At 73.8% G+C, this 14,677-nt stretch carries 8 protein-coding genes and 1 pseudogene; all 9 read right to left on the minus strand.

The annotated features are described in order from the left end of the window. Positions 1 to 76 precede the first annotated feature (76 nt). On the minus strand, positions 77 to 688 hold the full coding sequence (locus WMF46_RS45540) for a DUF488 domain-containing protein (protein WP_437982959.1): 612 nt from the start codon (positions 686 to 688) through the stop codon (positions 77 to 79). A 62-nt stretch (positions 689 to 750) separates the two neighbouring features. Beyond that, positions 751 to 6,084: a hypothetical protein gene (locus WMF46_RS45545; RefSeq protein ID WP_437982960.1), complete on the minus strand. Its 5,334-nt coding sequence runs from the start codon at positions 6,082 to 6,084 to the stop codon at positions 751 to 753. Then, complete coding sequence (locus tag WMF46_RS45550; RefSeq protein ID WP_437982961.1) at positions 6,081 to 7,883, minus strand: ATP-binding protein; 1,803 nt, start codon at positions 7,881 to 7,883, stop codon at positions 6,081 to 6,083. The genes WMF46_RS45545 and WMF46_RS45550 overlap by 4 nt, the downstream gene beginning before the upstream one ends. Before the next feature lie 156 nt (positions 7,884 to 8,039). Further along, on the minus strand, positions 8,040 to 9,218 hold the full coding sequence (locus tag WMF46_RS45555) for a hypothetical protein (protein ID WP_437982962.1): 1,179 nt from the start codon (positions 9,216 to 9,218) through the stop codon (positions 8,040 to 8,042). A gap of 54 nt (positions 9,219 to 9,272) precedes the next feature. Next, a complete protein-coding gene (locus tag WMF46_RS45560) occupies positions 9,273 to 9,596 on the minus strand; it encodes a hypothetical protein (RefSeq protein ID WP_437982963.1) in 324 nt (107 codons plus the stop codon). A gap of 19 nt (positions 9,597 to 9,615) precedes the next feature. Continuing rightward, entirely contained in the window at positions 9,616 to 11,100 is a 1,485-nt protein-coding gene (locus WMF46_RS45565) for an IS4 family transposase (protein ID WP_437979672.1), read from the minus strand. A 56-nt stretch (positions 11,101 to 11,156) separates the two neighbouring features. Beyond that, positions 11,157 to 11,525 (minus strand): annotated as a pseudogene (locus WMF46_RS45570) (hypothetical protein); the annotation flags it as partial. 14 nt (positions 11,526 to 11,539) lie between these two features. Beyond that, entirely contained in the window at positions 11,540 to 12,580 is a 1,041-nt protein-coding gene (locus WMF46_RS45575; RefSeq protein ID WP_437982964.1) for a hypothetical protein, read from the minus strand. Beyond that, positions 12,577 to 14,601, minus strand: a complete 2,025-nt coding sequence (locus WMF46_RS45580; RefSeq protein WP_437982965.1) for a hypothetical protein — start codon at positions 14,599 to 14,601, stop codon at positions 12,577 to 12,579. The genes WMF46_RS45575 and WMF46_RS45580 overlap by 4 nt, the downstream gene beginning before the upstream one ends. Between the last annotated feature and the right edge of the window lie 76 nt (positions 14,602 to 14,677).

Consider the following 14,677-nt stretch of genomic DNA (forward strand, 5'->3'; position numbering starts at 1 on the left):
TCGCGGGCTCCCGCGCCAATCGCCGTCCGCAGGAATGCGACGCGCTTCTGGCCCGCGGCCACCAGGCCGGCCGGGATCACCGCGCGCGGCGCGGGCGCACAGGCTCGCGCCGCGCGGGCCCGCGCTCTGCGCCGGCGTCGCCGAGCGGCAGCGCGCGCTGCGCGCCGACGTCGTAGATCAGGTGGCCGGCGCCGTCGGGCCGGGCGGCGGGGTTCAGCGCGTGCTGGGCCTGCGCGCCGGGGCCGAGCAGGTGGACGACCGCGAGCCCGCGCGCGACGAGGGCGTCGGCGATGAGGCGGCGGTGACACCGCCACCAGAGCGTCTCGGCGCACAGGAGGGCCATTCGCCGTCCAGCGCGCGCTTCCGCCTCGAGCTCGGAGAGCGCGCGCTGGAACGCGGCGGTCTCCATGTGATCGGCGTAGGCCCGGAAGCTCGCGTTCTCCCAGGCGACGTGCGGCGAGTCGGCCCGCCCGGTCCGCCGCCCGCCGAGGGCGTCGCCGCGGAAGACGTAGGTCACCCCGAGCCGGGGCAGCGCCTCGGCGAGCGCGGCGCGGCCGAGGTGAGGGGAGCGGCTCGATCCCGGGAACCTCCGGACATCGACCAGCGTGTCGGCCGGCCCCTCGCCGAGCAGCTCGACGAGCTCCTCCACGCTGCGGGTGCCGTGGCCGACGGTGAAGACGGTGTCCACGGGGAAGAGCTTTGCGCCCCGGCGGCGCGCGGGCAACGCCGGGGGCGGGGCGCTCGCGCGCGCTACCCGATGGAACGCAGCAGATGATCGAGCGCCCGGCGCTCCTCCGCGTCGGTGACCGACCTCAGCGCCCGGTTCACCTCGCCGACGGCGGCCGCCGCCAGCAGCGCGACGGCCGCCGGGTCGGGTGCCCCGCGCGCGCGCAGCCACGCGAGCGCTTCGTGCTCGGTGTTGACGACGATGTGGCTCCGGCTCGCGTCGTAACGGATCGGCCGCCCTGAGCGGCCCTCGACGACGGCGCGCACCGGGGACCCCTCGAGGTTCATCCGGACGATGGCCTCGTGGAGCGCGGCCGCGAGCGGGCTCCCGGCGGCCGCCTCCTGCCCCTCGGGCGTGGCGCCGGGCTCCGGCCCCGCCTCGCCGCCGAGCAGGCCGAGCACGCTGCGCCACAGCGCGATCGCCCAGGCCCGCGCGCCGCTCGAGTCGGGCGGCGCCTCCGCGGCGGGCGCCTCCGCGCCGCCGGTGGCCGCGGGCGCCTCCGCGGCGGGCGCCTCCGCGCCGCCGGTGGCCGCGGGCGCCTCCGCGGCGGGCGCCTCCGCGCCGCGGGCGTCCGCGGCCGGGAGGCCCGTCCCGGAGGCGGGGCCGATCTCCTCCGCGATCGCCACGGCCGGGGCGGGCGTCGCCGCGAGGGCGCCGAGCTCGCGCAGCGCGCCGGGGGCGGCGCGGTGGCGCAGCACCTCGACGAGCGGCGAGCCGTCGTCGAGCAGCACGAACGGCGGCGAGCCGTCCGGGAAATCGCCGTCCGCGCTCCCCCGGCGATCGGTGATCCACAGGCAGCCGCTCGCCGCGAGCTCGGCGCGGACCGCCGCCGGGCCGACGCTCTCCCCGGAGGCGGTCCGCGCCGCGAGCTTGCCGCCGGAGAGGCGGCCGAGCAGGTGCAAGTTCCACAGGTACGGCGCCGCGGCCGCCTGATCCGAGAGCTCGGCCGCCATGGAGGCCGCGGCCTCCATGGCGAGCTCCGCGATGGCCTCCCAGCGCGCCTCGCGCGGCGGCCACACGAGGAGCCTCCCCTCGACCGGCGCGAGCGGGGCCACGCCGGTCGTCCCGGAGCCCACGCCCGTCCCGCAGCGCAGCGCGAGCGGGGTAAAGCCGCCGTCGCCGCCCTCGCCGAGGATCGCCGCGGAGGGCGCGGCGACGAGCACCTCGGGCGCGCGCGGCCACCGCGCGGGCAGCCACAGCGCGCCGGTCACGAACAGCGGCCGGGGCCAGGTGGTGGCGATGTCGATCCACCGCGTCGCGAGCGCGTCGCCGGGCGGCGCGAGCCGGGCGCGCAGCCACCTCGCGGCGGCGTCGCGCACCGCCTGCCGCAGCCTCGACGCGTCCCCGCGGCCCTTGAGCCCGTCGAAGGCGCGGTTCGGCTCGAGCGCGTCGTCGTTGATGGCCGCGCACAGGGGCCACCCGTCGCCGGCGTCGAGCGCGCAGAGCGGGCGGCGCCCCACGTGCACCGCGATGCCCGCCGCCCCGGCGTGCTCCGGGGCGAGCAGGCCGATCTCGCCGTGCGCGGGCGGCGCGCCCTCCTGCGCGCCGCCCGGCTGCTCGAAGGGCAGGATCGCGAAGCACGCCGCGCGCGCGGCCGCGTCGAGGCCGACGGCGGCGAGCGGCGGCGCCGTGAGGCGCTCCTCGGCCGCGCGATCGCGCGCGACCGCGTCGGTGAACTCGTTGACGATCACGGCGGTCGCGAGCTGCAGCCGCTCGGGCCTGCTCAGCGCGAGGACCGGCCGCTCGTAGCGCTGCTTCGGGTAGGGCGGCGGCGTCGAGGTGCACAGCCACTCGGCGCGCGGGTCGCGCCGGAGGTCGTCGAGCGAGAAGAGGTTCCCCTCGATGTCGTGGAAGAGCGGCGCGCGCGCCGCCTCCGCGACGACGCGCTTGCCCTGGGCCAGCGTCTTCAGGACGGCGCGGCGCGCGTGGCCCCGCGCGAACGGCGGCAGCTCGTCGAAGCGCGGCGCCAGCGCGATCAGGTGGCGGCCAGCGGCCTTCGCGAGGCGCGTCAGGATCGCGCGCAAGGCGTCCCTCGACGGGTCCGCCGCGCCGGCGCGCACGAGGAGGCGGAGCGGGATCGGCAGCTCCACCTCCACGCGCCGCTCCGCGCCGTCGGGGCCGACGAAGCGGGCGTCCGACACCGGCCCCTCGACGATCTCGATCTCGCCCTCGAGCCCCTGCACGCCGAGCGCGGCGGCGCTCACCCGCAGCAGCGGGTGCGAGGGCGCGCCCGGCAGCGCGAGCGGCGCGCGCGGCGGGACAGCGGCCCCGCGCGGGCCATGCTCCTGCAGCGCCTTGCCGGCGGACGCGCGGCGCTCCTGCTCGGCGGCGGCGCGCTGCCGCCGCGCCGGCACCCCGCTCTGCGCCAGCAGGGCGCGCCCGCCGGCCCACCGCATCAGGGCCGCGCGCTCTCGCGGGTTGCGGGCGACGAGGGGATGCCAGGAGAGGGTCTCGAAGCCGGGCGCCGCGTCGAGCACCGGGATCGGCGCGGGCGCCGGGTGCGTCGCGTCGAGGGTCTCGAGCGAGCACGCGACCTCCTGGCCGCGCGCGTCGAGCATCCCGAGCAGCGGCAGGCGCCGGATGCGGGCGGCGAGCTCGCTCCGGGCCGCCTCGAGGGGCGCGCTTCCGGGCGCCCGCGCGCGCGCCTGGAGCGCCTGCACGCTGTCGAGAAGGTAGACGCTCACGCGGGCGTCGGGCCTGCCGCGCGGATCGCCCCGCAGGCCGAGCCGCGCGCGCGCCGCGGCGTCGCCCTCCAGCGCGGCCACGAGCGCCTCGAGGAGCGCGCGCTCGACCGCGTGGACGGCGGCGTTGTTGCGTGGCGACAGGAGGCCGTCCCAGCCGCTGTTCGGCGCCGCCGTGTCGTCGTCGATCGCGATGGCGGCGGGGCTGAACAGCGGCGCGGCCTCCAGGGTGGCGAGGGGCCGCGACGCGTGGTGCCACACCTCCACCGTCGCGTCGCTCGGCGTGGCGAACGCGAGGAAGCCGGGGCCGCTGAGCTTGAGGACCGGCGCGCCGGCGGGGATCGCCCCGAGCCTCTCCAGGGACGCCGCGAGCGCGCGCCGCCGCGCCGGCCCTCGCACCGCGAGCTCGTCCTCGGTGAAGAGCCCCGGGCCGTAGGGGACGAGCTCGCGCTCCGGGAGCGCGGCGGCGAGCCAGTCGAGCTCGCGCTGCGAGACGGCGAGCACCATCCTCCGGTCGGCCGCGCGCCCCCGCGCCTCGGGCGGCGCCGTGCAGAGGCCGCGCGTCGTCCGGGAGAGCGCAGAGAGGCCGTTCACGCTCACGAACAACCCCGCCGTGAGCGTGGGCCAGATCTGCGCGTCCAGGAGGCCTTCGAAGCTCAAAGGCGCGAGGCCGTCGTCCGGGGCCGGCGCCGCGCCGCCTCCGCGCCCGGAGCCGCCGTCCCCGGCGCCGAGGCGCTGCGGCGCGCAGAACGCCGCGCCGATCGCGGCGCGCAGCGCGGGCCTCACGCGCGCGAGCTCGCTCTCGGGCGCAGGCGCGGGCGTCGTCGAGCGCGCGCCTGGCTGAGCGTCCCCCGGGCTGAAGAGCCGCTTCGCCTCGCGGTCGGCCGCGGCGAGCGCGACCTTCAGCGCGTGGCGGACGGCGCGCCAGAAGCGCGCGTCGCGCTCGACCCCGTCGTACGCGAACCGCGGCCGCACGCGCCCCTTCCACGCGAGCGCGATCTCGACGGGCAAGGGGACGGCGGCGGGATCGAGCTCCACGGTCTCGAGGTGCCGCCCGTCCACGAACACCCGGACCTCCGCGCCGCGCGGGGGCTCGCGGGCGTCGGCGAAGACCGCGAGCTCGCCGCGGAGGCCGGCGAGCGGCCCTTCGTTCACCTGGAAGGCGTCGCGGAACGCGTGCTCCGGGGAGGGCGGCACGACGGGATCGCCGGTCGCGTGCAGGAGGAACGCCCTGCGGCGCTCGGCGCCGAGCTTCACTTGTTCGATCATGGCCTCGGCGTCGGAGAGCGGGAGCCCAGCGAGCGCGCGCTCGACGAGGCCCCCCGGGCTCCAGACCACGTCGCCGGCCCAGGGGGCGAGCTCCTTCGGGAGCCTCGCGTCGCCGCGGAACAGGAAGAGCCGCGGCGCATCGTGCGCGTCGAGCGCCGCGAGCGACGTCGGCCGCCCCCGCCCGTCGCGGAGCAGAGGGAGCTCGCGCACGGCCTGCGCCTCGGCGGGCAGCTCGGCGCCCGCCCGCGCCGCCCCGGTCGCGACGCAGGCGAAGGCCGCGAGCGCGTCCGCGAGCCGGCCGCGGTCCTCGTCGACGACGACCGCGCCGTCGGGGACCGCGCCCTCGCCGCAGACGAGCGCGGCGAGGGCCTGGATGGCGTCGAGCAGCGCGCCGGCCGCCGCCTCGCGGAGCCGCGCGCGGAGGGGCGCGTCCTCGCGCACCGCCGAGCGCGACGCGTTGGTGGGCAGCGCGTCCGCGTCGACGACGACGCGGACCGGGAGCTCGACGCCCTGGTAGGGCTCCGAGGGGAACCGCGGGGCGAAGCTCCAGCGCTCGCGGACGAGCCGCACGCCGTGCTCGAGGTAGTCGACGGCGGGGAGGCCGGAGGGGAGGGGAGCGGGAATGGGCGCGGCGAGGGGGCGCGAGCGGGGCGCCGAGCTGGCCGGACCTCCTTCGGGCTCGGGGGGCGCGACGATCTCCAGCGCGGCGCGGCGCGCGCCGCGCACGTGGAAGGGCACGCGCACGAGCACCTGGAGATCGCTGCTCGGGAGAGCGCGGCGCAGCGGCTCGCCGGCGAGCGCGATCGGGATCGGGAAATCGCCGGTGGCCGCGGCGAGGTGCGCGAGCTCGGGCGGGCTATCGCCCGTGATGGCCCGGCGGAGCACCGACCAGCCGAGCCTCCGCCGCACCTCGATGCGCAGGCCGGCCGCGGGCATTCCGGGCGGCCTCGGGACCTCGTCGCAGGCGGGGCCGGCGGCCGGCGCGGGCGCCTCGGCGGGCGCCTCGATCAGGGCGGGCGTGAAGCGCACGCGCGTGCAGCTCGCGCCGCTGGCCTCGCTGGACGGCCCGGTCGTGAGCAGGTCGACGCGCGCCGGGCGCAGCCCGAGCGCCGCGTTCACGCCGAGCGCCAGCAGGCGGAGCCTCCGGGACGCGGCGTCGGGCGCGGCGTTGAGCACGTGGTCGAGGAGGCGCTCCAGGGCGGGCCCGTCGGGCGGCTCTCCGTCGAAGGTCACGACGACGTCGTCGGCGTCGTAGCGGAGATCGATCTGCGTCGCGCCCCCGGCCGCGGCGGCGCGGACGAGCTCGAGCAGGTAGAGGTCCAGGTCGACGAGCAGGTGCTCCCTGAGCTTCTGGACGGCGCGGCGGGCATCGACGCGGATCGCGCCGCGGGCGACGACCCGGCTCACCGCTGCGACCCCCTCGGCGCGGGGCGCGCGCCGCCTGCGGTCGCCCTCTCGCCGCGCGCCGCCCCAGCGCGCGGCGGCGGGCTCGCCGAGAGGTCGAGGAGCCGGTCGCTGTCGTCGGGATCGAGCGGCCCCTTGGCCTCGACGAGCAGCGCGCGGGCGAGCAGGTTGCCGGCGGTCACCGCGTCGACGGCGGCGCGCCTGCGCGCGAGGGCCACGGTGTCGCTCTCGACGTTGAGGTAGAGGGCGTGTCCTGGCGGGAAGCGCGCCGCGCGGCGCACGACCTCGCGCGCCGCGTGGCAGCTCTGCTCGGGCCCGGCGCGCTCCCCGCTCCCGGGCAGGAGGAACCCGCTGCGCTGGCGTAGGGCGCCCTCGACCTGGCAGAGGCTCACCCGGGCGACCCCGTGCCGGGCGCGCGCGAGCGCGTCGGCGATCACCTGGAGGAGCGCGGCGTCGGCCGCGCGGGCGCGTTTCGGCTCCTCGCGCTCCTCGCGGACGAGCAGGTAGGCGGCGTGCGCCTTCTCGACGCGCGCCGCCGGGAAGCACCGCTTCAGCAGCGTCCTGGTCGCGGGGTGGTTGCACAGCACGACGGGCAGCCCGCCGCGGGCCATGGCCGCGGTCAGCGCGTCGGATCGCCTGGCCACCAGCAGCGGCTCGCGCCCCGGCGCGAGCGCCCGGAGCCCCGCGCGGCTGCGGTCGCCGGCGACGGGGCTCGCGAGCGGGAACGGGATCTCGTCCGGATCGAGCGCGGTCGGCGGCGACAGCGCTGCCTCCAGCATCGCCGCGTAGGCGGCGGCGCCCTCGGCCTCGCCGGCGGCTGCCGCGGCCGCGGCCTCCGGGAGGCGGGCGGCGAGCTCGCGCCGGAGCGGACCTTTGACGAGCTCGCGCACGCGCGCGATCGCCTCCCAGAACGCGTCGTCGCGGCGCACGTTATCGCGGCTCAGGGTGTGCTGGAGGTGGGGGCTCATCACCTTAAACCGCACGCCCGAGAGCCCGCTGAAGAGCTCGTCCGCGGCCTCGAACAGGGTGAGCCCGCGGTTGTAGAAGCCGGCGAAGCTCTGGCCGTGCTCGACGGCGGGGTCCCCGCTCGTGGGCTGCGCGAGGTGCTGAGCGCCGGCGGAGGGACCGACAACGACGGTGGTCTCTTCCTCGACGGCGGTCACGGAGACGGGCGCTGCGATGGAGAGCGGCGCGTCGATGCGCAGGGCGCCCGTCCGGGAGCCCCCCTCGTGGTCTGCGATGCTGAGGGTGATCTCGCGGTCGGCGTGGCGGCACCACCGGCGGAGCGCGGCGTGCGCGCGGCGCGCGTGCTCGACGAACGCTTCCCGGTCGAGCCGCTGGAGCAGGGTCACGCGCGTGCCGCTGCCCTGGCGCGGGCCGGCGTCCTCGAGCTCGTAGCTCGTGTCGCTGTGCAGCCGGAGGAGCCATGCCTGTCCGTCGCACCACGTCTCCACGTCGACCTGCTCCGGCTGGAGGGCGAACACGGAGACGAAGCCGACGCCGTATTTCCCGATCTTCGTCGCGTCGCCTTCCTTCGACGAGCTGAAGAGGGTGAGCAGCGGGCCCTCGATGTCCTCGCGGCTCATGCCGCACCCGTCGTCGGTGACCGAGGTCGCGCACGCGCCGGGCAGCGTCTCGACGCGCACGTCGATCTTCCGCGCGCCGGCGTCCATGCCGTTCTGCACGAGCTCCCGCAGGAAGGCGTACGGGTCGGCGAACTGCTGCACCATGTCGGCGACCGGGCCTGGGGGCGGCGGCGGGGGCGCGGCGCGGTCCTCGCGAGAGGAGCGGTAGGGTGCCATGCGTCCTGCGAGGTTATCACACGGCGGGAGCCGCGGTTGGAAGGGTGCTTGCGGGGCTGGAGGGGTGGAGTCTGTGGGAGCGGAGACCGGCCCTATGGCAAGCGCAGGTGCGACAGGTGCAGAGCTCGACGTGGAGAGAGCGGGGGAGACTCTCCGTCAGGACATGAGGCCGAGTACGAAGAGGGCGTCGGACCAGAGCGGCCAGAGCGTGCGGAAGGGGTGGGTGACCAGCATCAGGCCGCCGTTCGGAAGGCGCCGGACGTAGTGGGGCGAGTGGCGCTCGATGAACCGGACGTGTCTCCCCGTGGCGACCTGCACCTCGTAGGAGGCCTCGCCCTCCCTGGGCTCTTCGATGATCTCCTGGACGAGCTCGCGCGCGCGAGGCTCGACGGCGCGCCATGCTTCGTCCGGCACCGCCGAGGCTTCGAGCGCGCCGACCAGCGTGGCCGGCGGCATGGAGAGCGCCGCGAGCACTTGTTCGCGCGTGAGATCCTCGTCACCTACGAGGCGGGCGCGTGGGACGCGCCGAATGGCGTCCGGGCGGGTCGGCCGCTCGGCCCGCGATCGGGACGCATCGCGGTCGAGGTCGTCGTGCTCGTCGACGCGCTCGACGGTGCTTGCGACCCCGACGCGCGCCCCTCTGGGAGCCGCTTCGACGCGCGCACGCAGCGCGTCCAGGGACAAGCCCGCGGCGCGCCGCACGATGTCGCCGTCGTGGATGTGCACCCACGACAGGGCGAGATCCCGCGCGATGCTCGCGGCATCGGCGTGGTAGGTCGCACACGCCTCGACGGGCGCGGGCCAGCTGGAGACGGCCGCGCACGAGCCGGTCGTCACGCGGGGACGCGCGTCCGGCGCGCACAGGCCGAGCAGGATCTCCTCCATGTCCTGCTCGAACTGCATCGAGATCATCGCCGCCTCGGCCTCCACGGAGCGCGCCTCGTTGCCGATGGCGATCTCGAGGCAATACGGGTAGAGCCCCTTCCACTCGTAGGTGTGTATGCGCAGAGGGCCGCTGGCCCACCGGCGTTCGTGTTCTTCACCATAGCAGTCCAGGCTCAGACCATACCTGGCCAGCCATCTCCACTTCGTGCCGAAATCCACACATATCTGCGAGCGTGCCTTGAAGGCGGGACGTGTCGCCGCGATGACCTCGTCGAGGGGAACCCTGCTGCGCCACAGGTGTTCGGAGGATCCAGGCGTGGAGAGGCTGACATCGCAGAGTCCCCCCGGGTAGACGAGCGCGGAGAGGGCCGCCGCGAAGGCGTCGAACCGGTCCGCCTCGTCGCACCACGCATAGAAATCGGGTCCCCGTTCACTCCGCGCTTGATTCATAGACCGACGCATCGAGAGCACCTACCTGACTTCCAGAGCTCCGACCACCGCTCTTCACACGTCGCGCCGCGAGACCACGCCGCGCGTCTCTTGCCGCGAAGAATAGTACAAGCTCAGCGCGTGGAGCATGTCACGATGAGAGGCCCGCCCGTGTACCGCCGAGCCAGCAGGCACAAGGCAGCCGCTCCCCGTGAGAAATTTCGGCACAACAACGCAATGCTTCCGCACGAACCCGGTGATCCGGTTCTGCGCCTTGAGGAACGCGTTCGTCTCCGCCAGCGACACGCCCATCCGGTCGCGCAGCGCGATCTCCAGCGCCGCGCTGTTGGCTCGCCACGCCTGCACGTTCGCCACGAAGTCCGCCCGCGCGACGACCACCCCGCCGCCTGAGGATTGATCACATTTCCCCCTTAATTTTCGCTGTGTTGGCGAGGGCGGCGTTCCAGCCCGTCTCCAGCATGAGCAAGGTTTGCATTCCGCGTGCGAGCGTCAGCCAGCCGGGGGGACCGTTGCGCTTGAGGTGTCCACCAAGACCGGCAACGGCGTAGAGCGCATCGACTACCGTCGCCCCCTGAGCCGGCAGCTTCTTGGGCTGGTGCTGGTGCAGCAGCTTCAGCTGCGTGGGGTTCAGGGCTCGTTCCGCGGGCGCGTTGGGCTCAAGGCGTGACAGAGAGCGCAGCAGCAGCATCTGCCACGCGATCGGGGCGAACAGCGCCATCGCGTTCGTCAGGCTCCGGAAGCTCTCGAGCTGGCGCGTCTCGAGGGCGCAGCCGGTCTTGAGCGCCTTGAAGAACTCCTCGATGAGCCACCGTGCCCGGTAATGGTCGACGATCGCTGCGATCTGGTCGGGCGTGTCGACGGGCTCGTTGGTCGCCAGCACCCACGCGACCGGCTCTTCGCCCGCTGGCGTGTCGATCTCCTGCACCAACACGACGTTGACCGCGAGCTCTTCGGCCAGCTCGGGCAGGTAGTAGGGACGGCGCAGCGCCACGCGCCGAGCGCCGACGCCCAGCGTGGCGCTCCGCTCCGAGCGCGCGGGGTGCGCGCGCTTGCTCGCAGGTACCGGTCCGGCGCGGCGTTGGGTGAGCACAACCTCGCGACTGAGCCGGATCGGCAGCTCGACCAGCGCCTCGCTCAGCCGCAGCGGAGCGCTGTCGTCGAGCGATTCCTCTTCGTCCTCGGCCAGCTCCGACACGTTCCGATCGCGCGCCATGCGCACGACGAAGCGGTGGCCCTGCTCGACCATGGCGCACAGAAGCGGGTAGGCGTCGGCCTCGCGGTCCATGACGTGCAGCAGCGACGTGCGGTCGCCCACGGCCTGCTCGGCCGCCTCTACCTGCCGCAGCCAGCGCGTCGACTCCTTGTCGGTCACGCGCGCATAGTCGCTGCCCGTCCTGTTCTTCTTGCGTGGGCTCTTGGAGAGGGCGGAGGCTTTGCGGGCCCAGCAGGCAAGGCCCAGCAATCCGAGCGGCTGGTTGATCGCGTCGGTGGCCACGGCGAGCGTCGCGTGCGCCAAAAAGCCCTGCGTGTCCTTGCCGTTGAGCGGACCGAGCCCTTTGCGTGCTCCGTCGCCGTCGAAGGCGACCGCGGTGGTGTCATGCACCGCGCGAACCGTGTCGTGACCGGCCATGCGCTCGAGGGTCTGCTCGCTGTGGGCTTGCACCAGCGCACCATACGACACGCGCTTGTTGCCAAGGAGCCGGTAGAAGCCCTCCAGCTCTGCCTCTGTCTTCAGCGAGTCCGGGAAGCTCTCGCCCGGCGCGACGCTCAGCCGCGCCACCACAGCCCGGACCCGCTGATGCAGGCGCGCATCGCCCAGCTGCACCGTCTCGAACTCGCGAACGATCGAAGGCGTCGTTTCCGGCACATCGGGATTTCCCATGACATTTCAGACGCTTGGCGCGTCCGAAACGGATCAAAAAATGTGCGGGATCCTCAGACCCCGCCGCTCACGTCGGCCTCCAGCGCCGCGATCACCGCGTCCGCGTACGCCGCGTACGGGTCCCTCCCCTCGTCGAACGCTCCGTCCACCTCCGAGATGTCCGGCACCTCGACCCACGGCACCTCGCTCTCCCCGAGCGCATACGCCTGCGGATCATCTGGATTCCACCCCTCGGTGTTGGTCGTCGATGACGAGGGTTCTGAAACGGCGGAGGACGGCTCCGAGAGAGCGGATGCCCACCCCCGGCCCGTGCTCGGCGCTCCGCGCCTGCGCGCGGTCCGCCCCTCCCAAATCGCGCGCTTCGCGCGCTCAGGGAGGGGTGCGCCGTCCCGCAACTCCAGGTGGAGACCTGAGAGGGAGAGCAGGCGGGCAACTCGCGTCAGGACGTGATGCCCAGCAAGAAGAGGGCGTCGGCCCAGAGCGGCCAGAGCGTGCGGTACGGGTGCGTCGCCAGCACCACGCCGCCGCTCGGGAGGCGACGCACGTGGTAGGGAGCATGGCGCTCGATGAACTGGACGTGCTTGCGCGACGTCACGTCCACCTCGCACGTCGGCGCGCCCTCCTTCGTCGCTGCGATGGTCTCAAGGGTGGCCGATTCGACGGTGCGCCATTCCTCATCCGCCACCGCGGACGCTTCGAGTGCGTCGAGCAGCGCAGCCGGTGACTCCGTGAGCGCCTTGAGGACCGCTTCGCGCGAAAGCTCAGCGCCGTCCTCAACAACGACGCGCGCTCCGCGCGGCGCGGCGTCGACGCGCGCGTGCAACACGTCCGTTGGCATTCCCGCGGAATGTGCGACTTTGTCACCATCCCGCAGGTTTACCCACGTAAGGGCGAGATCGTGTGCAACCAACGCCGCGTTGGTGTGATAGGTCGCGCACGCCTTGGTGGGCGGGCCCCAAGTCGCGAATTCCGTCCAGGCGCCGGCCGTCACGCGCGCACGCGCATCCGGCGCGCAGAGGCGGACCATAAGATCTTCGAGATCCTGCTGGACCTGCATCGCCAGGATCGCCGCCTCGACCTCGACAGAGCGGGTACCGCCGAGGGCGATGCGAAGGCTCCAGGGAAGTAGATCGCTGCGATCGCCGGGGCGTGCGCATAGAGGACCGGAGGGATACCGGCGCTCCCACTCTTCGCCATTGCATTCGACAGCGAGTTCGATTGCGCTGCCGGAGTTCAGCTTCACGCCGAAGGATGCGAAGACATGCGTCCCTGCGGTGAATCCTGCGCGCACCGCCGCGACCGTCTCGCTGAGGGTGACCGTATCGCGCCATCGCCAGGTGCTATCGGGATGGTCGATGGACTCGATGTGGAAGCCGCACGTCCCCCCCGGGATGAGGAGAGCAGACAGAGCCGCCGCGAGCGCGTCGACCCTGTCCGTCTCGTCACACCACGCATAGAGCCAGGGACCTGATACGCTCATAACTGGATCACCATGACCAGGTTCCTAAAGCCTTCAAGCTTGATGCGCTTACCCGTGAGCGCGTCGACCAGATAGCCGTCCTTGACGATCTTATTCTCGTTCTTGAGCGGCGCACCCTTGGGGATGATGAACTCGATCCGCTCGACGTCGCTGGCGAGTCCTTCTTTGCTCAGTTTCTTCATCGCGTTCTCCAGCTGCGTGAGTGCGTGGTCGATGTCGACCTTCCCGGTGGCACGCTCAATATCCTTCACCTCCGTCAGGGCCAGCTTGTTTCCCTTGGTCACGGTGAGGAAGTCGGGAGCCCTTCCCAAGGCCGTATTTGGCGGGGACTCCTTCGGTATGTCCAGCACCCGGCGCACTCCGTCGTCGCCGACGCCAATCAGCGCCCGCCCGTCGTCCAGCATGAACTTTGCCGCCTTCTTCTCCATCGCGTCGAGCGGCTTGCTCGTGACTGCCCCACGCAGCGTCTTGTACCAGGTGCGCCGCGGTGCGCGCAGGGCCGTGGCGAGCTCCTCGCCAAACTGCGCGATCTCCTCGGCAACCCGGATCGCATCCGGTGTCAGCCCGCCGGCGCGACTGACCGCGCGCCACATCGGCCCGACCGCACCGAGCCCGAACCCCACCCCCGAGAAGATCCGCTCCTCGGTGCTGAGCTCCTGCCCCGACGGCAAGCACCACGCCTTGCCCGTCACGGCCTCGCACAGGTCGAGCGCCGGCCCCACCACCGGCACGAAGCCCACGCCGATGCGCGTCGTCGCGTGCACCAGCGTCTGCATCACCTCCGCGTACGCCCCGAACCCTTCGGCGACGGTCGACATCGCCCCCGCGAACGCGCTGATCGTCTGGTAGAGCTGCGTCTGCTCCAGGTCGAGCCCGTCCCCCGTCCACTGGTTCAGGCTATCCTTCATCTGGTCGGCGAGCGCGTCGAACCGCGGCTTCAGCACCGTGTCGACCTGCGCCCGCAGGTCCGCCGGCACCGGCGTGTCCACGAACCAGTCCGACGCATCCATGAACTGCCGCACGAACCCGGTGATCCGGTTCTGCGCCTTCAGGAACGCGTTGGTCTCCGCGAGCGACACGCCCATCCGGTCGCGCAGCGCGATCTCCAGCGCCGCGCTGTTCGCCCGCCACGCCCGCACGTTCGCCACGAAGTCCGCCCGTGCGACCACCACGTCGCCGCTCACGTCCTTCTCCAGCGCCGCGATCACGCCGTCCGCATACGCCGCATACGGGTCCCTCCCCTCCTCGAACGCTCCCTCTACCTCGGCGATGTCCGGCACCTCGACCCACGGCACCTCGCTCTCGCCGAGCGCGTACGCCCACGGGTCGTCCGGGTTCCATCCCTCGGCGCGCGCGTCCTGCGTCGCGAGGTCCGCCACCTCGTCGGCCTGCGCGCCGAACTCGTCCATCAGCCGCCCGAGCTCGTCCTCCAGGTCGCTGACGCTCTTCTTCAGGTCGTCGACGAGCTGCTCCATCGCCGCCCGCGTCTCCGCGTCGACAACGTCCTTGTACCGGTCGAGGATCGCGTCGAGGTCGGTCCGCGAGATCTCGTCCAGCGGCCGGTTCACCAGGTCGTGCAGCTCCAGATCGAGCTGCCGCAGCAGGTCCATCCGTGCCCTCAGGTCGGCGACCCTGGCGGCGTTCCGGAGGATCGCCTCCATCAGCTTGCCGAGCGCGACCTCCAGCTCCGCGATGTCGCGCGCGAGCGCGGGGTTGATCTCCGCGAGGCCGAGGTCGGCCACGGTGCTGCCCTCGAAGCCGGTCCCATCGCGGCGGATGTCGAAGAGCGGCTTGTTGAGCCCGAGCGGCTCGGAGACGAGGTGCACCACGTCGTGCGCGTGGGTACACCAGTCGCTGCCGTTCGCGGTGTGGACTCCGAAGTAGAACGCGTTGGTACCCGTGCGGAGCAGCACCGAGTCGAACCCCGCCTCGAGCGTGTTGCTCAGCGAGCCGTCGCCTTCGACCTGCAGCGCGCCCGGGATCCCGTAGGTGGGCAGGGGCGTCTGGTTCACCTCGAACATGGCGTCGCCGTGAGGACCTGCCTTCGTGACCCCCCTACCGCCGCGCCCCGCGACAGGGCAGGCTGATCTCGGCATC

It is taken from the genome of Sorangium sp. So ce117, assembly GCF_051524395.1.
GTDB classification, from domain to species: Bacteria; Myxococcota_A; Polyangia; order Polyangiales; family Polyangiaceae; genus Sorangium; species Sorangium cellulosum_B.

What these genes read in the sequence shown, in the direction of transcription:
- WMF46_RS45550 (WP_437982961.1), bottom strand. Translation starts at nt 7,883, where the DNA reads ATGGCACCCTACCGCTCCTCTCGCGAGGACCGCGCCGCGCCCCCGCCG.
- WMF46_RS45555 (WP_437982962.1), bottom strand. Translation starts at nt 9,218, where the DNA reads ATGAATCAAGCGCGGAGTGAACGGGGACCCGATTTCTATGCGTGGTGC.
- WMF46_RS45565 (WP_437979672.1), bottom strand. Translation starts at nt 11,100, where the DNA reads ATGGGAAATCCCGATGTGCCGGAAACGACGCCTTCGATCGTTCGCGAG.
- WMF46_RS45575 (WP_437982964.1), bottom strand. Translation starts at nt 12,580, where the DNA reads ATGAGCGTATCAGGTCCCTGGCTCTATGCGTGGTGTGACGAGACGGAC.
- WMF46_RS45580 (WP_437982965.1), bottom strand. Translation starts at nt 14,601, where the DNA reads ATGTTCGAGGTGAACCAGACGCCCCTGCCCACCTACGGGATCCCGGGC.